The organism is Methylobacterium sp. PvR107, from assembly GCF_017833295.1.
In the GTDB taxonomy this organism is placed as follows: Bacteria; Pseudomonadota; Alphaproteobacteria; order Rhizobiales; family Beijerinckiaceae; genus Methylobacterium.
Map to the genome: position 1 here is coordinate 741134 of NZ_JAFIBW010000001.1, position 18008 is coordinate 759141.

Sequence of the window (18008 nt, forward strand, 5' to 3'; positions counted from 1 at the left end):
CTTGAACCCCATGCGCACGCTCTTCCTCCAGGCCCCCACCTTCGACGGTTTCGACGGCGGTGCCGGCTCCCGCTATCAGGCCAAGCGCGAGATCAAGTCGTTCTGGTACCCGACCTGGCTGGCCCAGCCGGCCGCCCTGGTGCCGAACTCGAAGCTGATCGACGCGCCGCCGCACAACATCAAGCTTCCCGAGATCGTGGCCCAGGCCAACGACTTCGATCTCGTCGTGCTCCACACCTCGGTGCCGTCGTTCAAGTCGGACGTGAAGACGATCGAGGCGCTGAAGGCCGCCAATCCGAAGCTCATCGCCGGCCTGATCGGCGCCAAGGTCGCGGTCGACGCCGCCGGCGCCATGGCCCAGGCCCCGGTGGTCGATTTCTGCGCCCGCAACGAGTTCGACTTCACCGTGAAGGAAGTCGCCGACGGCGTGCCGATGGCGCAGATCAAGGGTCTGTCCTATCGCGATGCCAACGGTGTCGTGGTCCACAACGAGGACCGCGAGATCATGACCGACATGGATCAGCTGCCCTTCGTCACCAGCGTCTACAAGCGCGACCTGGAGATGGAGAAGTACTTCATCGGTTACCTGAAGCACCCCTACATCTCGTTCTATTCGGGCCGGGGCTGCAAGAGCCGCTGCACCTTCTGCCTCTGGCCGCAGACGGTCGGCGGCCACACCTACCGCACCCGCTCGGTCGCCCACGTGATCGAGGAGATCAAGTACTGCCTGAAGGAATTCCCTCAGACCAAGGAGTTCTTCTTCGACGACGACACCTTCACCGACAACCTGCCGCGCGCCGAGGAGATCGCCCGCGAGCTCGGCAAGCTCGGCGTCACGTGGTCGTGCAACGCCAAGGCAAACGTGCCGCGTGAGACCCTGAAGGTGCTCAAGGAGAACGGCCTGCGCCTGCTGCTGGTCGGCTACGAATCCGGCAACCAGACCATCCTGCACAACATCAAGAAGGGCATGCGGGTCGAGGTCGCCGAGAAGTTCACCCAGGATTGCCACGACCTCGGCATCGCCATCCACGGCACCTTCATCCTCGGCCTGCCGGGCGAGACCAAGGAGACGATCCAGGAGACGATCGCCTTCGCCAAGCGGATCAACCCGCACACGATCCAGGTCTCCCTGGCGGCGCCCTACCCGGGCACCTTCCTGTACAAGCAGGCGGTGGAGAACGGCTGGCTCGACATCGAGAATGCCGAGCTCGTCGACGAGAACGGCGTGCAGGTCGCACCGCTGCACTACCCGCACCTCTCGCACACCGAGATCTTCACCTCGGTCGAGGAGTTCTACAAGAAGTTCTACTTCCGGGCGCCGAAGATCGCCTCGATCGTCAGCGAGATGGTGCGTTCGCCCGACATGATGAAGCGTCGCCTGCGCGAGGGCGTCGAGTTCTACCGCTTCCTCAAGGAGCGTCAGGGCACCGCCAAGGCGGCGTAAGTCAGGGGTCCGGGGCCTGCGGCCCCGGCGGGGGCGGGGGGCAGAGCCCCGCCCCCTCTTCGCCGGCTCCGCCCTGGACCCGTCGACACCCAGGACTGAGGTTCTCGTGAAGCGTCTGGTCGTCACCGCCGACGATTTTGGGCTGAGCCCCGAGGTCAACGAGGCCGTCGAGCGGGCGCACCGCGACGGGATCCTCACCGCGGCGAGCCTGATGGTCTCGGCCCCGGCCGCCGCCGACGCGGTGGCCCGGGCCAAGCGGATGCCGTCCCTGCGGGTCGGGCTGCACCTCGTCCTCGTGGAGGCGTGGCCCACCCTTCCGGCGGCGGACCTGCCCGACCTGACCGACACGGCCGGCCTGATGCGCGCCGATATGGGTCGCCTGGGCCTCGACTTCGCCCGCAAGCCCGCGGCCCGCCGCCAGCTCGCCGCCGAAATCCGCGCGCAGTTCGAGGCCTATCGGGCGACCGGTCTGCCGCTGGACCACGTCAACGCCCACAAGCACTTCCATGTTCACCCGCTGATCGCGGGCGCGGTGCTGCGCATCGGCCGGGATTTCGGGATGCGCGCCCTGCGGGTGCCCCGGGAGCCGCGGGAGATCCTGCGCCGCGCCGAGCCCGGCGCCCGGCCGCGGCCGGCCCTCGACATCGCCCCCTGGGCGGCGCTGCTCGCGGTCCGCGCCCGGCAGGCCGGGCTGCTGATCCCCGACCGCACCCTCGGCCTCGCGTGGTCCGGCGCCATGACGCCCGCTCGCGTCGCCGCTCTGCTGACCGAACTCCCGAACGGCCTGACCGAGCTCTACACCCACCCGGCCACCGCCGGCGGCTTCCCGGGCGAGGCACCGGGCTACCGCTACGTCGACGAGCGGAACGCGTTGATCGCCCCCGCCTCGCGGTCGGCCGCCGACGCGTCGGGCGCGATCCGCGGCGGGTTCTCCGACTTCCTCGGTTGACCGCAGCCGATATCTGACTTTAGTCAGATAAAATGACGTCGATCGACATCGCCCGCGTCCGCCGATTCGCGCGGGCCGTCACCGCCGAGGTCGGTGCGCTCGACGGCTCGTTCCTGGGACGAGGCCGACCGCTCGGGGTCGCGCGCGTCCTGAACGCCATCGGCGCCGGGCGGACCGAGATCGGCGAGATCCGCGCCTATCTGGGCCTCGATTCCGGACTGATGAGCCGCCTTCTGCGGAGCCTGGAGGTCGAGGGCCTGGTGGTGACGGCGCCGCATCCCACCGATGCCCGCCGCCGGATCGCGTCGCTGACGGCAGCGGGGCAGCGGGAATTCGAGGCCTACGAGGCTCTGTCGAACGCCCGCGCGGCCCTCCTGCTCGAGCGCACGCCGCACACGGACGAACTCCTGCGCGCCATGGATCGGGTCGCCCTCGCGCTCGGCCAGCACGCCATCGCCGTTGCGGAGGCTGATCCGCGCGGCGCGGCGGCCGGCGCCTGCCTCGGCGCCTACTATGCCGAACTGGGCCGTCGCTTCGCTTCGGGGTTCGACGTCGCGCTGTCCTGCGACCCGGAGGCGGCGGACATGGTCCGGCCGCGCGGCATCTTCCTGCTCGCCGTCGCGGACGGCCCCCCGGTCGGATGCGTCGGGCTCAAGGGCAACGGCGGCCCGGTGGCGGAGGTCAAGCGGCTCTGGATCGATCCCGCCGCGCGAGGCCTCGGCCTCGCCAAGCGCCTGATGCACGACGTCGAGAATGCGGCCCGGGACCTCGGCATCCGGACATTGCGGCTCGATACCAGCAGCGCCCTCCCCGAGGCTCTGTCGCTCTACCGGCGCTCCGGCTGGGTCGAGATCGACCGGTTCAACGACGACCCCTACCCGGACCACTTCTTCGAGAAGGTTCTCTGACCGGCGCCTACTTGGCCGGCACCGGTTCCTTCCGCGCCACGCTCTTCCGCAGGGCCGCACCGACGGCCTTCTCAGCCTCGGGACGGTCTTCGTCGGGCTGTGCCGGCGGCTCGCCGAGCGTCGCCGGGACCACGAAGAACGCCGCCACCAGGGTGAAGAACAGCGAGAGCGCGAGCAGCTTGCCCATGCTCGCGGTGCCCGGATGGCTCGACAGGACCAGCGACCCGAAGGCGCTGCCGGTGGTGAGCGCCGAGAAGAAGATCGCGCGGGTCAGGCTGGAGGCGAGCATGTCGTTCACGCCCGCCCGCCACGCGATCACGTAGTAGATGTGGAACGCCACGCCGACCGCGAGCATCAGCGGCAGCGCGATGATGTTGGCGAAGTTGAGCGGCATGCCGACGATGCGCAGGGCCATCAGCGTCCAGAGGGTCGCGATCACCAGCGGGCCCAGGGTCATCGCGACGTCCCAGGGCTTGCGCAGGGCCACCGACAGGATGACGAAGATCAGCACGAAGGCCGTGACCGCCGCCTGCACGAAGGCGCCCAGGATCGTGTAGCTCGACTGCGTGGTCGCGACGGGCGCGCCTGTGGCATGGGGCGCAACCTTCAGGACCTCGTCCGAGAAGGTCCGGAGCACCTGGTCGTCGTTCGAGTCGCCCTTCGGATGGACCTCGATCCGCGCCCGCCCGTCGGCGGCGACCCAGTCGGCCTTGAGCTGCGGCGGCAGGTTGTCCAGCGTGATCTTGTCGGGGTGCAGCAGGTCGCGCAGGCGTGCCAGCAGCGGACCCAGATCCTTCGTCAGCGCGAAGGACGCGGCCTCGCGCTGCGGGACCGGACCGGCGGCGAGCTTGTCCAGGGTGCCGGCGAGCTGCTTGGCCGCCTGCGCTCCTTTCGCATCGCCCTTGGCCTCGCCCGCGACGCCGTTGAGGGCCGTCGCGGCATCCTTCAGCGCCTTCACGTTGTCGGCGTCGGTCGGCGGCGGCGGCCGGCGGCCGGGGTTCAGCACCGGATCGAGAAGCTGGGCCGTATCGGCGATCTGCGCGAGCTTCTTGTCCTGGTCCCGGGGCACGAACGTATCGATGCTGTTGACCGAAGCCGTCACCGGCAGCGCCGCCAGCGTCTTCGTCAGCGCCGGGACCGCTTCGACATTCGGGGCCAGCACGTCGATGAGGTTCGGGCTGGTCTCCGGGTTCTTGATCAGGTCGAGATAGGTCGCGATCGACTGCGTCTTCGGACTGCGCAGATGCATCGGGTTGGAGTCGAACGGCAGGTTCCAGAGCAGCGGCGCGCCCGCCAGCGTCACAAGCCCGACGGCGAGCAGGATCGGCTTGCGATGGCGGATGATCCACGGATCGACGCCGACGAGCCACTCGGTCTGAACCGCGGACTTCTCGCCCTCCGGCTTGAACACCGCGATCAGCGCCGGGAGCAGCGTCAGGGAGAACAGGAAGGCCACGACCATGCCGACGCCGGCGATCAGGCCGAGCTCGGACACGCCCCGGAAGGCGGTCGGCAGGAACGCGAAGAAGCCCGCCACCAGGGACACCGCGGCGAGGGTCAGCGACCAGCCGACCCCGCGGGCGGCGGCGCGGATCGCGCTCTCCAGGGTCGGCTGCTCGTAGCGGTCCGCGCGGTAGCGCACCGAGAACTGGATGCCGAAATCGATGCCCAGTCCGACGAACAGGGCCGCGAAGGCCACCGAGATCGGGTTGAGCTCCCTGACCATGACGAGGCCGAGGGCGGCCGTGACGATGAGGCCGGCAAAGGTGGTGATGATCACCGCGCCGACGAGCTTGCCCGAGCGCAGGGCCAGCCACAGGAACAGCACGATGGCGCCGACGATGATGCTGTTGTTGAGGCCCGCATCCTCCGACAGGGTCGCGAATTCCTCGTCCGCAACCGCCACCGTGCCGGTCAGGCGCATCCGCAGGCCGTGCTGCGCGTCGATCTTCAGATCCTGCGCGACGTTGCGGATCAGCTTGGTCGCCTGATAGCCGGGCTCAAGCGCGTTGAAATCCAGCACCGGCTGGATGATCACGAACTTCATCTTGTCGGTGACGCTGGTCTGGCCGTTTGCCAGAAGTTCCTGCCACGACATCCGCGCCGGCTGGCCCGCCAGAACCTTCTGGAGGGTCCCGTCGATCTGCCCCATGGGCTTCTCGAGATCCTCGAGCTTGGCATCGCCGGTCTTCACGCCGCGGGCGCCCAGCGTCAGCACCCGCATGATGCCGCGCAGCGACGGATCGGCCGCCAGCGGCCCGAGCAGACCCTGTTGCTGGGTGAGCTCCTCCAACGTCTTGTCGAGCTCGGCCTGAGACATCAGCAGCAGGCCGTTCTTGTCGAAGAACGGGCCGCCATCGGGGCGATAGACGGTCTCGATCAGGTTCTTGTGGGCGGTGAGCGCTTTCGCGAGGTTGGCGGCCGCCTCCTCGGTCTCTTCGGGCGTCTCGCCGTTGATGACCGCCACGATCGTGTTGGTTCGCTGCGGGAAAGCCTTCTCGAAATTGATCTCGTCCTGGCGCCAGGGCTCCTTGGGATCGATCAACCGCTCGACATCGGTATTGATTCGGAACAGGTGCGCTGCGACCCCGGTACTTGCGACCGTCACGAACGCCACGAGGGCGATGACGATCCACCGATACCGCACCGAGAACGCGACGAGACTTTCGATCACGAGCACCCTGCCTGTTCGCCTCGGACCCGCACCTAGCGCGCCCGGCTCCTGCCATTCGGTCCATCGGAACCCCGGCGATCGGCCCAGCGGGGTTCAGTGCCCGGTGCCGACCGTCCGGCAATCCGTACGGGCGCGCATCGCCTTCGAGGAACGCTGCGCCGCCCATTCCGGCCGTGCGAAACGCATGCGCAAGCCGATCGTGCCCGATATGGGCCGCAGCGCAGCCATCCGCCACGGGCCCGACCTTGCATCGCAGCCAAGGGGCTCAGTAAAGAGGGCGATGCCAGATTGCAACGCGGCGGCACTGGCGCAGCCCTTGCGGGATCGATGTGCGCTAGCGCACGGCACCCGTGGCGCGGGGACTAAACTTGGGCTTGCGGTCGTATTGCCGACGCAATGCACAGGCTGTCCTCGGCGACCGGGTTCCACCGCCGACGCGTTCTGCCCGTACGATCGATGTGGCGCGGTTGCGTCAGGCGCGGAATAAGGCGTCGCGACGCAGCCGAAACGGGATCGTTTCAGATCAGTTCCAAGCTAGATCGCTGGAATTCGAGATTTTTTCGCGTTAAGCACCCCGACACCCCCGGGGCCGACGAAGTGAAGGAGCCGCAATCTTGGGTATCCCCCTCCGGTACGTCGCGAAGATCGGCGGCTACATCCTGAAACAGCACCTCACGGGTCGCAAGCGCTACCCGCTCGTGATGATGATGGAGCCCCTGTTCCGCTGCAATCTCGCCTGCGCGGGCTGCGGCAAGATCGACTATCCGGACGAGATCCTGAACAAGCGGCTGCCGGTCGCCGACGCGCTCGAATCGGTGCGCGAGTGCGGCGCCCCCGTGGTGGTGATCGCCGGCGGCGAGCCGCTCCTGCACAAGGATCTGCCGCAGATCGTCGAGGGCATCATCGCCCAGAAGAAGTTCGCGATCGTCTGCACGAACGCCTTGCTCCTCGAGAAGAAGATCAAGGAGTACAAGCCGAGCCCGTACTTCACGTGGTCGATCCATCTGGACGGCGACAAGGAGATGCACGACCAGTCGGTGTGCCAGCGCGGCGTCTACGACAAGGCCGTGGCGGCGATCGCGAAGGCCAAGGAGATGGGCTTCCGCGTCACCATCAACTGCACCTTCTTCAACAATTCCGCGCCCGAGAAGATCGCCGACTTCTTCGACAGCGTGACCCGGATGGGGATCGACGGCATCACCGTCTCCCCCGGCTACGCCTACGAGCGCGCCCCCGACCAGAAGCACTTCCTGAACCGCAAGGCGACCAAGGAGCTGTTCCGCGGCGTGTTCCGGCACGGCAAGGAGAAGGGCCGCGAGAAGTGGACCTTCCAGCAGTCCGGCCTGTTCCTCGACTTCCTGGCCGGCAACCAGACCTACCACTGCACCCCGTGGGGCAACCCGACCCGCACCGTGTTCGGCTGGCAGAAGCCCTGCTACCTGCTCGGCGAGGGCTACGCGGCGACCTTCAAGGAGCTGATGGAGTCCACCGACTGGGATTCCTACGGCACCGGCAACTACGAGAAGTGTGCCGATTGCATGGTCCACTCGGGCTACGAGGCCTCCTCGGTGGTCGATTCGGTTCGCAAGCCCTGGAAGCCGCTGGTCCACGCCATTCGCGGCATCAAGACCGACGGCGCGATGGCGCCCGAGGTCAGCCTGGAGAATCAGCGTCCCGCCGAGTTCGTGTTCTCGCGCAACGTCGCGCAGAAGCTGTCCGAGATCAAAGCGGCCGGCGTCGACACCAAGCAGGAAGCCCGCAAGCGCACCGCCGCCTGACCGGCGCGCGACGCTGAAGACATGAACCCGCGGCCGCGAGGCCGCGGGTTTTTTCGTTTGTCGGGCTCCCGCGGCGTGTCAGTCGAGCAGCGGCACGTGCGGGGCGCAGTCCCGCGGCAGGGTCCCGTCGCGCCGCGGATCCGGTGCGATCTCGACATGGACGGCGAAGGGGTCGAAGCCCGAGCGCCGGTAGAAGGCGAGCGCGCCCGGATGGTCGAGGGTGCAGGTATGCACCCAGAACCGCGTGATCGGCCGCGCCCAGGCCCGGCTGATCGCCGTATTCATCAATGTGCGGCCGATCCCGGTCCCGACCGCAGACCCAATCAATCCGAGGAAGACCAGTTCGCAAGCACCGGGCTGTCGGAAATCCAATTCCAGCATGCCGAGGTTTCGCCCGTCCTGGCGCAGCGCGAAGATCTCGACATCCCGGTCGGCGAGGATCGCCGCCAGCGCGCCGTCCGCCAGGGCGAGCCGCGAGAACCAGAGCCAGTCGGCGCCGACTTCGCGGAACAGGGTCCGGTAGGTCTCCGGTTCGGGGCGGCCCAGAGGCTCGAGGCGGAGACCGGGCGGAAACGGCCGCCCGGGACGCGGGGGCGGCGGGCGGAGCATCTCCAGGCTGGTGACGATGGTGGCGAGATGGCCCGGCGGTACCGTCGCGTAGCCCGGGGCGAGCGTCGGAATTCCGGTATCCGGCAGCATCATCACCTCCGCGGTCGCATCGACGGGCCGCGATTACGCCGCCCTCGGGCGCCGTCGCGCGATCAGCCAGGGCAGCACGCTGGCGGCCGACGCCGCGATCGATACGGCGTAGGCGGCAACCGGATCGACCCGCCCGAGCAGCAGGTGCACGCAGACATAGAAGGCCAGCACGCCGAAGGCGCCCTGGGCGCTGCCGCGCACCACGTCGAGCGCGGCCCCGACCCCGCCCTGCGCCCGGGCGAAGGCGATGAGCGGCCAGGAGATGATCGGGATTGGCGCCAGGACGCCGCTCAGGCCGGGGCCGAGGCGCGGAGCGAGCGTCGAGACCAGCAGGACCAGGATCGTGGCGGCCGCGAGCCGCGCCGGCATGTCCCAGCGCGGCGGCCGGGACCGGCGGGCCGGCGCCTCGGGGCCGGGCCGACACAGGGCGACCGCCAGCGCCATCGCCGGCAGATCGATCGCCGTGGCCAGCCACAGGCCGGGCTGGATCACGCCGTGCAGCAGGGCGCCCCCGAGGACGAAGGCCGCGAGGGCGAGAAGGATCGCCGCGAGGATGCCCATCCGCGGCGCGCAGAAGGCGTAAGCGAGGTAGCTGGCCGTGACCGCGCCCAGCCCCTCCACCGAGCCGACGGCGGCGTCCGCGGCGAAGTGCTCGCCCTGCTCGGCGGCGAGGTAGATCGAGATCGGCGCCGAGGTGAGCGGCAATCCCGAGAGCAGGCCGCCCACGAGGCTGCCCCACCGGCGCGCGGCCGTCGAGACGGCCCACATCAGCGTCGGCGTGACGATGATCTTGGCGGCGATCAGGCTCATGGCGATCCGGAGGGTCAGGCCGCCTCGGGCGGCCCGTCATCCTGCGGCTCGGCGGGCGAGTTGAGGATATCCTCCAACTCGTCGACCAGCCTGTCGATCTGGTCCTCGGTGGCGAGCACCTTCAGGACCTCGCCCGATTCCGACTCGACGGCGAGCTCGATATGCGGCCCGACCCGCGCCGTGAGGACACGGGCCAGGATCTTGATGGCGCTCATGCGACTGTCTCCTCCGCGGCGATGAGGCCGGCCGCAACCGCCGGCCCACAGGTCGAGATTGCGTCGCGCGCGCCGGCGATCCGGTCGCCCAGCAGCGACACCAGCAGGCTGGACGGCCGCCCGAGCCGCTCCGCCAGGCGGGGGCCCAGGAAGGCGCCGGCCCCGCAGAGGATCAGGGGCGCCTGCGTCGGCAGGTCGGGTCGGGTGAGCAGGAGCGCGGCGGCGTCGTGCAGCAGACGCAGCTGCGCCTCGGCGAAATGCGCGGCCAGGGCCGGCCAGGCCGCGGCCTGGGCCTCCGCGCGGTCACGGCCGACGATGCGCGCCAGCCGCGTCTCGCTCTCCGCCACCGATTTGCCCTTCCGGTCGCCGCTCGTCTGCTGGTCGGCCCCCTCGGGCAGCAGGCCGAGGATGCGGTAGACGTCCGCCATGTGGGCGAAGGTCTCGGTCATCAGCCGGGTGCGTCGGCCCGCGAAGGGGGCGTGGTCGTCGAGCGCGATCACCGGCGTGCGCACGATTCCGGTATAGACGAGCTCGCTGCTCGCCAGGCGTTCGGCGTCGCTGTAGCCGGAGGCCGCCGGGCGGCCGCCGACGATCGGGATCAGGTCGGCGGTGGTGGAGCCGATATCGATGAGGAGCGCGTCCGGGGCGATTCGCCCGGTGAGCGCCGCGGTGGCGTGCCAATTGGCCGAGGCGACGTCGGCCGCGACATCCGCGGCGGCCTCCGGGGCGACGAAGCCGGAGCGGCCGGCATAGATCCGCACGGCGCCGGTCAGGTGCGCCCCGGCCCAGCCGGAGAGCGCCGCGACGCCGTCCCGCCGGTCGGCGAAGCAATCCGTCAGCTCGCCGGTCATGGTGACCGCGTGTGCGGCCTCGCCGCGCGCCCAGTCCGGCAGGGCGGCGAGCGCCGGATCGAGGGCCTTCACCCCCTGCCAGAGCGGGCACGGGACCTGCGCGGCGGCCAGGACCCGTCCGTCCTCGACCAGCGCGGCCTTGACGTGGACCCCGCCCAGGTCCCACCCGATCGTCTTTGGGAATGGTGAGCGCATATGAACGCGACGAGCGCCTCGACGGACCACAGGATCGGGCGCCCCGGCTTCGCGGTGATCCCGGTGCTCGATCTCCGGGGCGGCCGCGTGGTGCGGGCGCGCCGCGGCGAGCGCTCTTCCTATGCCCCGATCGAGACGCCCTTGGCAAAGGGATCTGCGCCCGACGCGGTGGCACGCGGGCTCCGCGACGCCTGGCCTGCCGCCCTCTTCTACGTCGCCGATCTCGACGCCATCATCGACGGGGCGGCACCCGATCTCGGGGCGCTTGAGGCCATCGCCCGCGCCTGCCCCGGCGTCGGCCTGTGGGTGGATGCCGGCTTCGCCGAGCCTGCGGGGGTGGAGGCGTTCCTGGCCGCCGGCCTGGGCCGGCCGGTGATCGGCAGCGAGAGCCAGTCGGATCCCGGCCTGGTGACGCGGCTGGCGGACCGGGCGGTGTTCTCCCTCGACACGCGCGGCGCGGAGCGGCTCGGCCCGGCGGCGCTCCACGACGACCCGTCGCTCTGGCCGCCCGAGGTGATCGCCATGACCCTCGCCCAGGTCGGGGCCGGCGCCGGACCGGACGTCGCGGCCCTGGGCGCTCTGCGGGCCCGGGCGCCGGATCGCCGCCTCTACGCGGCCGGCGGCGTGCGCGGCCCGGACGACCTGCGGGCTCTGCGCGACGCGGGGCTGGCCGGGGCGCTGGTCGCCTCCGCGCTCCACGACGGCGCCCTGTCGTGGGCCGCGGCCCCGGACCTTGCCGAGGGACTTGGCGTGATGCTTCCGGCCCGCGCCGGGGGCTGCTAAACCGTCGCCCCGAAGAGCCACCGTCACGGGCCGTCAAACGATGGAAAAGTTCACGATCCTGGAGGGCGTCGCGGCGCCCATGCGGACGATCAACGTCGACACCGACCGGATCATCCCGGCCAAGTACCTCAAGACGATCAAGCGGACCGGGCTCGGCAAGAGCCTGTTCGCCGAGATGCGCTACCGCGAGGACGGCTCGGAGAACCCGGATTTCGTGCTGAACCAGCCCGCCTACCGGAACGCCAAGATCCTGGTCGTCGGCGACAATTTCGGCTGCGGCTCGTCGCGGGAGCACGCCCCCTGGGCGCTCGCCGATTTCGGCATCCGCTGCGTGATCTCCACAAGCTTTGCCGACATCTTCTTCAACAACTGCGCCAAGAACGGCATCCTGGCGATCGTCGTGTCGCCCGAGGATCTGGAGAAGCTGTTCGAGGACGCCGAGCGCGGCGCCAACGCGACCCTGACGGTCGACCTGGAGGCCCAGACCATCAAGGGGCCGGACGGCGGCGTGCTGCGTTTCGACATCGATGCCGGCCGACGGCACAACCTGCTGAACGGGCTCGACGAGATCGGCCTGACGCTGGAGCGCGCCTCGGCGATCGACGCCTACGAGCAGAAGCTCGCGCAGCGGGAATGGGCCTGACCGACGCGAAGTCTCCGGGACATCCGACGGCGGCCGTCGCCTGCCGAGGCGGCCGTCCATCAGCCCCTGTGCGGGGTGGTGCGGCGTTCAGCCGAGCCGCATCGACAGCTCGACATCCTCGGCGAACGGGACCGACAGGTAGCCTTTGTTCGGTGCGCGCACCCGGGCCAAGTAATCGGGGCTGTCATCCGCGTTGTCGGCCACGACAAGGGCGCCCGGCCGGAGACGGCTCTCCACGAGGCTGAGGATCTCTGGATAGAGCCCCTTGGCGCCGTCGAGCAGCAGCAGATCGACGGTGTCCGGCAGGTCGAGGCTCAGCATCTGGAGGGCGTCGCCTTCGCGGAACTCGACGAGATCCGCGAGGCCGGCGGCCGTCAGGTTCGCCTGCGCCCGGACCACCTTGGACGGCTCGAACTCGCAGGTGATCAGCCGCCCTCCCCCGTTGTCCCGAAGGCCTGCGGCGAGGTGGAGCGTCGAGAGGCCGAAAGAGGTGCCGAACTCGACGATCGAGCGGGCGCGGCTTCCGCGGGCGAGCAGGTAGAGCAGCCGTCCGGTCTCGCGAGAGACGGCAAGCGGCATGTCCCTGAGACGGCCGTAGAAGTCCCGGTAGCCGGTCTTGCTGCCCATCAGCCGCGCCCGCTCGTCGGCAGACAAATCGGCGAGGGCGGTCAACGGTGAGGATGCCTCGGCTTGCGCGAAGAGACTGTCCAACACCGTCGAGACAGGGGGCTCGGCGAGGGTTGAAATCTGGTGTGACATGATCCGTTGCTTTCCGTCTTGGCGTTCGTCTGAACAAGACGCAGAGTACCGGCGTGCCCCGGCCCTCGCTATTCGCGTTCCGAGCCCGTCCCATGGCTGACCGTCCAAGTCTCGGTATCTCCAGGCGAAAGCAGCCCCGGCAGGCCCGTTCCAACGACCTCGTTTCGGCCATCCTGCAGGCGGCCGCTCAGGTTCTGGCGCAGGTTGGAACCCAAGGTTTCACCACCGCGCGCGTCGCGGAGCGCGCCGGGGTGAGCATCGGCTCGCTCTATCAGTATTTCCCCAACAAGGCGGCGATCCTGTTCCAGCTGCAGAGGGATGAATGGCGGGACACCTCTGCGCGACTCGCCGCCATCCTGGAGACTCGCGACGCGCCGCCGGGCGAGCGGCTGCGCACCGCCGTGCACGCATTCGTGCGTTCGGAATGCGAGGAGGCGGCCATGCGACGGGCGCTCGACGATGCGGCGCCCGATTATCGGGACGCACCGGAGGCCGCGGAGCCGCAACTGGCCAGCTCGCGAGTCTTCCGGGACTTCCTGTGCGAGGCACTCCCCGGAACTGCCGAGCCGGACAGGCTCCGGGCGGGTGAGATCATCGCCATGGCCCTGAGCGACATCGGCGAGCGCATCTCGGAGCGGTCTTGCCCGGAGACGACGATACAGGACGATGCCGACGCGCTGGCCGACATGCTCTGCGCCTATCTGGACCGGCTCCGGCGCAACGATCCGGCCGCCGCTCCGGGCTGAGTGCGGCGCGCCGACCGCGCTCAGGATCGCGGTGATGCAGCCCGGTCACACGCTTCGTTAACCCTCATGTCGCCTGAATCCGCGCCCAGACTTCGCCCCGCATCGTGAGGAATGCCAGAATGCCGAAGCACCCGACGGGACCGAGACTGGCACGCGCGCTCGGGCTGCTCGCCGGCATCGCGGCCCTGCCCCTGGCGAGCCTGCCGGCCCTGGCCGATTTCGACGGCTGCCTCGCCGGCATCCAGTCCCAGGCGGCCGCCGCGGGCGTCTCGGCGCAGACGTTCCGGGCCGCCACGAGCGGCATCAGCTACGACGACAAGGTGATCGAGCTGTCCCAGGCGCAGCCCGAATTCAAGACGCCGATCTGGGACTACATGGCGGCACTGGTCGACGACGAGCGGGTCGAGGACGGGCGCGCCGCCATGCGCCAGAACGCGGCGGCTTTGGCCCAGGCCGAGTCGCGCTACGGGGTCGACCGCTACACGATCGCGGCGGTCTGGGGCGTCGAATCAAATTTCGGCAAGAATCTCGGCAAGATGCCGCTGGTGCAGTCGCTGGCGACGCTGGCCTGCTCAAGCAATCGCCGCCGGGACTTCTTCCGCGGCGAGCTGATCGCCACCCTCCGGATCATCGAGCGCGGCGACATCGCGCCGGAGCGGCTGACCGGCTCCTGGGCCGGCGCCTTCGGCCAGACCCAGTTCATGCCCACGACCTATCACCGCCTCGCCGTGGACGGTGACGGCGACGGCCGGCGCGACGTGGTCGATTCGGTCGCCGACGCCGTCGCCTCCACCGCCAACTTCCTGCACGTCGCCAAGTGGCAGCACGGCCAGGTCTGGGGCTACGAGGTGAAGCTGCCCCGCGGCTTCAACGTCGGCGCTGCCGGGCGCAAGAACAAGAAGCCGGTCGCCCACTGGGCGTCGCTGGGCGTCACCCGAGCGGATGGCCGCCCGCTCTCGGGCGACGGTCCCGCCGGCATCATCGCGCCCGCCGGCATCGACGGCCCGGCCTTTCTGGTGACCCGGAACTTCGACGCGATCTACTCGTACAACGCCGCCGAATCCTACGGTCTCGCCATCGCGGTCCTGTCCGACCGGCTGCGCGGCAAGGCCGGCGTCCAGGCGGCGTGGCCGACAGACGATCCGCCCCTGTCGCGGGCCGAGCGGCGCGATCTCCAGACCCGGCTGGCCGCCCGCGGCTACGATGTCGGCGAGCCGGACGGCAAGGTCGGCCAGAAGACCCGCGACGCCATCAAGGACGTCGAGCGCCGGTTCGGCATGACTCCGACCGGCCGTCCCGGCGGCAAGGTGCTGGAAGCCCTGCGCGGCGGATGAGTCGACGGCTGATCACGTCGGGCTCGCCGTTCGAGCGGGATTACGGCTACTCCCGGGCGGTGATCGACGGCGACACCGTCTACCTGTCCGGGACGACCGGCTACGACTACGCCACGATGACGATGCCGGAGGGCGCCGCCGCGCAGGCCGAGGCCTGCTGGCGGACGATCCGGGACGTCCTGGCAGTGGCAGGATCCAGCCTCGCCGGCATCGTGCGCGCCACCTACTACGTCACCGACCGGAACGATGCCGAGGCGATGCTGGCGGTCTGCGGCCGGGTGCTGGCCGCTGTCCGGCCGGCCGCCACGATCGTGATCGTGGCCGGATTGCTGCGCCCGGAGATGCGCGTCGAGATCGAGGTCACCGCGCGGATCGGGTAGCGGCGTCCGGATCCGGATAGCGTCGGCGACAATACCCATCGCGCCGTTCCGCCGGGCCGCAGAGGCATTCGATCAACCGGCCCGAACGGCCCCAGGGCGCCCGAACAGGCGTCGATCCCGTGCCGGATGCCGCCCCAATGTCGGGCCGGTCCGCGAATCCGTTCGCGTGCTGCGGGTGCGCGGCGATGCGATGATCTCAGGTTCCGCTTTCAGGATGACGGCCCATCCCGGCGTCCGATGGTTGCGCTCCGAAGAGAGCGACGGGCTGATTTTTCTTCAGATCTCATCGGCACAACTTGTAGATCTCGTCTTCGATATGAAGACCTTTCTTGACATGACGGTTCAGATTTATCAGATCTCGCCCCCGCATCGCTTACGTTGGCGGTCTGCGGGAATGCATGATGCTCGTTAAATTCTGGAAGAAGAGTGTGTCGCGCCGGATCATGGCGCAAATTGCACTGACCGGCTTGATTGTTACGCTTATCGGCGCCGCCGGTCTGCGGTTGTATTATCAGGAAATGTTATCCGAGCGGCTGCAATCGCTGCGCGCCATTACGGAGCTGTTCACCACCTACGCGCAGAATCTCGAGGCCCGGGTGAGGAGCGGCGCCCTGACCCGGGAGGCGGCCCTGGCGCAGCTGGCCGAGACCGCCATGGGCATGCGCTTCGACGACGGCACCAACTACGTCGCCATCTACGCGATGGACGGCACGGTCGTGGCGGTGCCCGACCGCAGCCTCGTCGGCAGCAACCAGCTGGATACCCGGGTCAACGGTGTGCGCGTGGCCGGGACGCTGATCGACCTGCTGAAGACGTCCGATTCGGCCATGATGACGTACCGATACGCCCGGCCAGGACATGAGGGCCTGTACGCGAAGACCACGTTCGCCGTCAGGTTCGAACCCTGGAAGATCGTGATCGCAGCGGGGACCTACACCGATGACATCAAGGCGGCCTTTCTCTCGCTCGCGTTCGCGGCGATCGGCCTGCTCCTCGGCGTCGGCGCCCTGGGGTTTGTCGGCTCGCTCCTGATCGGACGCAGCATCACGCGCCCCCTCGACCAGCTCGGCCGCCGCATGCAAACCCTCGCCGGCGGGGACGTCGCCAGCCCGATTTCCGGGCTCGACCGCGCGGACGAGATCGGCCACATGGCCGGCGCCGTCGAGGTGTTCCGCCATGCGCTGATCGCAAAGGCCGAGCTGGACGGGGCGGCTTTACGCGCGGCGGAGGCGGATGCCCGGCATGCGCAGGTCCTCGGCGCCCTGACCCAGGCGTTCGAGGCCAATGCTGGGGCCCTGATGACGGGTGTCGCCGCGGCCGCCACGGAGATGCAGGTGGGCGCAGAGGCGATGACGCGGACGGCATCGCGCTCGAGTGCGCGGGCCACACGCGTGGCGGAGGCCGCGCAGGAGACGGCTGGGAGCGTTCAGAGCGTTGCCGCCGCCACCGAGGAGATGGCGGTCACCATCCAGGAAATCTCCGGACAGATGGCGCAATCCTCGGCCCGGACGGCGCAGGCGGCGGCCGAGGCACAGCGCACGAATGCCCTCGTGGGCGAACTCGCGGACGGTGCCGAGCAGATCGGCGCAGTCGCCAGCCTGATCGCCGGCATCGCCCGCCAGACCAACCTGCTGGCGCTCAACGCCACCATCGAGGCGGCCCGCGCCGGCGAGGCGGGCCGGGGCTTCGCGGTCGTGGCGGCCGAGGTCAAGGCGCTGGCCGAACAGACCGCAGCCGCCACCGAGGAGATCGCGGCCCGGATCGGTGCGGTTCAGGCCTCGACCCGGCAGGCCGTCGACGCGATCCAGGGGATCGGCCGGACCATGGACGCGGTGAGCGGTCTTGCGACGACGGTCGCGGCCGCGATCGAGCAGCAGGGCGCGACCACCGAGGAGATCGTGCGCAGCGTCGCGCGGGCCGCGGAAGGCACCGAGGCGGTCACCGGTAACATCACCGACGTTTCGAAGGGGACCGAGGAGACGGGCGGCGCGGCCGAGCAGGTGCTCGGCGCCGCACGCGGCATGGCGCAAAAGTCCGAGCAGCTCTCCGCCGAGATCCACCGGTTCCTCGACGGGATCCGGGCCGCCTGAGCCACCGGCTATCGACGGCCGAGACGGTGCTGTCGGCCAAGAAAAAACCGGCCCGGCTGAGCCGGACCGGTTTGAAACAACACGATCACTCCGCCCTGCGGAGCGCCTCGGACAGCTTACTCGGCGGCGGCAGGGGCGCCGGCCGGAGCCTCCTTGGCCTTGTAGCGGTCGGTCCGCTCGACGATACGGGCCGACTTCCCGCGGCGGTCGCGCAGGTAGTACAGCTTGGCGCGGCGCACCTTGCCGCGGCGGGCCACCTTGATCGAATCGATCATCGGGGAATGCACCGGGAAGACGCGCTCGACGCCCTCACCGTAGGAGATCTTGCGGACCGTGAAGCTCTCGTTGAGGCCGCCGCCCGAGCGGGCGATGCAGACGCCCTCGTAGGCCTGGACGCGGGTGCGCTCGCCTTCCTTCACGCGGACGTTGACGATGAGCGTGTCGCCCGGCTCGAAATCCGGAATGGTCTTGGCCAGGCGCGCGACTTCCTCGCGCTCCAGCTGCTCGATGATGTTCATGGCATAGCTCCAGCCGTCGCGCCGTGACGCCCCTCATGGGCGGTCGGCGCCAGGATTTCGGCGATCCTGTTGTGAGTTGGCCGGCTCTCTACAGGATTGATCCCGGCTTGTCGATTGGGTCGCAGGCGTGATCGGCCGGAGGCGCGTGCGCCGGATCCATCCGTCGCTCCCCCGTCCGAGCTCGCGGGTGGTGCCCGCCAGCCGCATCGCGGAAAGCCGGGTTCTCGCCGCC

At 69.6% G+C, this 18008-nt stretch carries 17 protein-coding genes; 10 read left to right on the forward strand and 7 right to left on the reverse strand.

The genetic code is table 11. The features are described from left to right. The first annotated feature begins 10 nt into the window (after positions 1-10). The 3 genes from hpnJ to JOE48_RS03345 all read left to right on the forward strand — a co-directional run bounded on the left by hpnJ (position 11) and on the right by JOE48_RS03345 (position 3301). Complete coding sequence (hpnJ, locus tag JOE48_RS03335) at positions 11-1444, forward strand: hopanoid biosynthesis associated radical SAM protein HpnJ (protein ID WP_210027513.1); 1434 nt, start codon at positions 11-13, stop codon at positions 1442-1444. A gap of 106 nt (positions 1445-1550) precedes the next feature. Further along, positions 1551-2393: a hopanoid biosynthesis-associated protein HpnK gene (gene hpnK, locus JOE48_RS03340; protein WP_210027522.1), complete on the forward strand. Its 843-nt coding sequence runs from the start codon at positions 1551-1553 to the stop codon at positions 2391-2393. Between the two features lie 32 nt (positions 2394-2425). Next, positions 2426-3301: a helix-turn-helix domain-containing GNAT family N-acetyltransferase gene (locus JOE48_RS03345; RefSeq protein ID WP_210027523.1), complete on the forward strand. Its 876-nt coding sequence runs from the start codon at positions 2426-2428 to the stop codon at positions 3299-3301. 7 nt (positions 3302-3308) lie between these two features. On the opposite strand, the gene JOE48_RS03350 is transcribed toward JOE48_RS03345, so the two are convergent. Continuing rightward, positions 3309-5975: an MMPL family transporter gene (locus tag JOE48_RS03350; protein ID WP_210035535.1), complete on the reverse strand. Its 2667-nt coding sequence runs from the start codon at positions 5973-5975 to the stop codon at positions 3309-3311. Positions 5976-6589: 614 nt separating this feature from the next. Between JOE48_RS03350 and hpnH the strand changes: the two genes are divergently transcribed. Then, positions 6590-7753 (forward strand): adenosyl-hopene transferase HpnH, encoded by a 1164-nt coding sequence (hpnH, locus tag JOE48_RS03355; RefSeq protein WP_210027542.1) that lies wholly within the window; start codon positions 6590-6592, stop codon positions 7751-7753. 78 nt (positions 7754-7831) lie between these two features. Here hpnH and JOE48_RS03360 read toward each other — a convergent pair whose 3' ends face one another. Genes JOE48_RS03360 through JOE48_RS03375 form a run of 4 tightly spaced genes read right to left on the reverse strand, consistent with a single transcriptional unit; the run spans position 7832 to position 10523 of the window. Further along, entirely contained in the window at positions 7832-8452 is a 621-nt protein-coding gene (locus JOE48_RS03360) for a GNAT family N-acetyltransferase (protein ID WP_210035536.1), read from the reverse strand. A gap of 33 nt (positions 8453-8485) precedes the next feature. Continuing rightward, on the reverse strand, positions 8486-9262 hold the full coding sequence (locus JOE48_RS03365) for a hypothetical protein (protein ID WP_210027544.1): 777 nt from the start codon (positions 9260-9262) through the stop codon (positions 8486-8488). A gap of 14 nt (positions 9263-9276) precedes the next feature. Further along, positions 9277-9477 (reverse strand): hypothetical protein, encoded by a 201-nt coding sequence (locus JOE48_RS03370; protein WP_210027546.1) that lies wholly within the window; start codon positions 9475-9477, stop codon positions 9277-9279. Continuing rightward, the gene (locus tag JOE48_RS03375; RefSeq protein ID WP_210027548.1) at positions 9474-10523 is read right to left on the reverse strand and encodes a hydantoinase/oxoprolinase family protein; all 1050 of its coding nucleotides are present in this window, start codon (positions 10521-10523) and stop codon (positions 9474-9476) included. Before JOE48_RS03375 ends, JOE48_RS03370 begins: the two co-directional genes overlap by 4 nt. Here JOE48_RS03375 and JOE48_RS03380 point away from each other — a divergent pair, their 5' ends adjacent. Together JOE48_RS03380 and leuD are read left to right on the forward strand one after the other, a co-directional pair. Continuing rightward, complete coding sequence (locus tag JOE48_RS03380) at positions 10524-11306, forward strand: HisA/HisF-related TIM barrel protein (RefSeq protein ID WP_210027556.1); 783 nt, start codon at positions 10524-10526, stop codon at positions 11304-11306. 40 nt (positions 11307-11346) lie between these two features. Further along, complete coding sequence (gene leuD / locus JOE48_RS03385; protein ID WP_210027558.1) at positions 11347-11949, forward strand: 3-isopropylmalate dehydratase small subunit; 603 nt, start codon at positions 11347-11349, stop codon at positions 11947-11949. An 87-nt stretch (positions 11950-12036) separates the two neighbouring features. Here the strand turns inward: leuD and JOE48_RS03390 are convergent, their stop codons facing one another. After that, positions 12037-12708 (reverse strand): O-methyltransferase, encoded by a 672-nt coding sequence (locus tag JOE48_RS03390; RefSeq protein WP_210027560.1) that lies wholly within the window; start codon positions 12706-12708, stop codon positions 12037-12039. A 92-nt stretch (positions 12709-12800) separates the two neighbouring features. On the opposite strand from JOE48_RS03390, the gene JOE48_RS03395 reads away from it, so the two are divergent. The 4 genes from JOE48_RS03395 to JOE48_RS03410 all read left to right on the forward strand — a co-directional run bounded on the left by JOE48_RS03395 (position 12801) and on the right by JOE48_RS03410 (position 17258). Then, on the forward strand, positions 12801-13454 hold the full coding sequence (locus JOE48_RS03395) for a TetR family transcriptional regulator (RefSeq protein WP_210027561.1): 654 nt from the start codon (positions 12801-12803) through the stop codon (positions 13452-13454). 119 nt (positions 13455-13573) lie between these two features. Further along, positions 13574-14788, forward strand: a complete 1215-nt coding sequence (locus tag JOE48_RS03400; RefSeq protein ID WP_210027563.1) for a lytic murein transglycosylase — start codon at positions 13574-13576, stop codon at positions 14786-14788. Then, positions 14785-15168, forward strand: coding sequence for a RidA family protein (locus JOE48_RS03405; protein ID WP_210027565.1), 384 nt, complete (start codon positions 14785-14787; stop codon positions 15166-15168). The genes JOE48_RS03400 and JOE48_RS03405 overlap by 4 nt, the downstream gene beginning before the upstream one ends. A gap of 398 nt (positions 15169-15566) precedes the next feature. Beyond that, positions 15567-17258 (forward strand): methyl-accepting chemotaxis protein, encoded by a 1692-nt coding sequence (locus JOE48_RS03410; protein WP_245252700.1) that lies wholly within the window; start codon positions 15567-15569, stop codon positions 17256-17258. 116 nt (positions 17259-17374) lie between these two features. On the opposite strand, the gene rplS is transcribed toward JOE48_RS03410, so the two are convergent. Beyond that, a complete protein-coding gene (rplS, locus tag JOE48_RS03415) occupies positions 17375-17776 on the reverse strand; it encodes a 50S ribosomal protein L19 (RefSeq protein WP_210027567.1) in 402 nt (133 codons plus the stop codon). Positions 17777-18008: the final 232 nt, after the last annotated feature.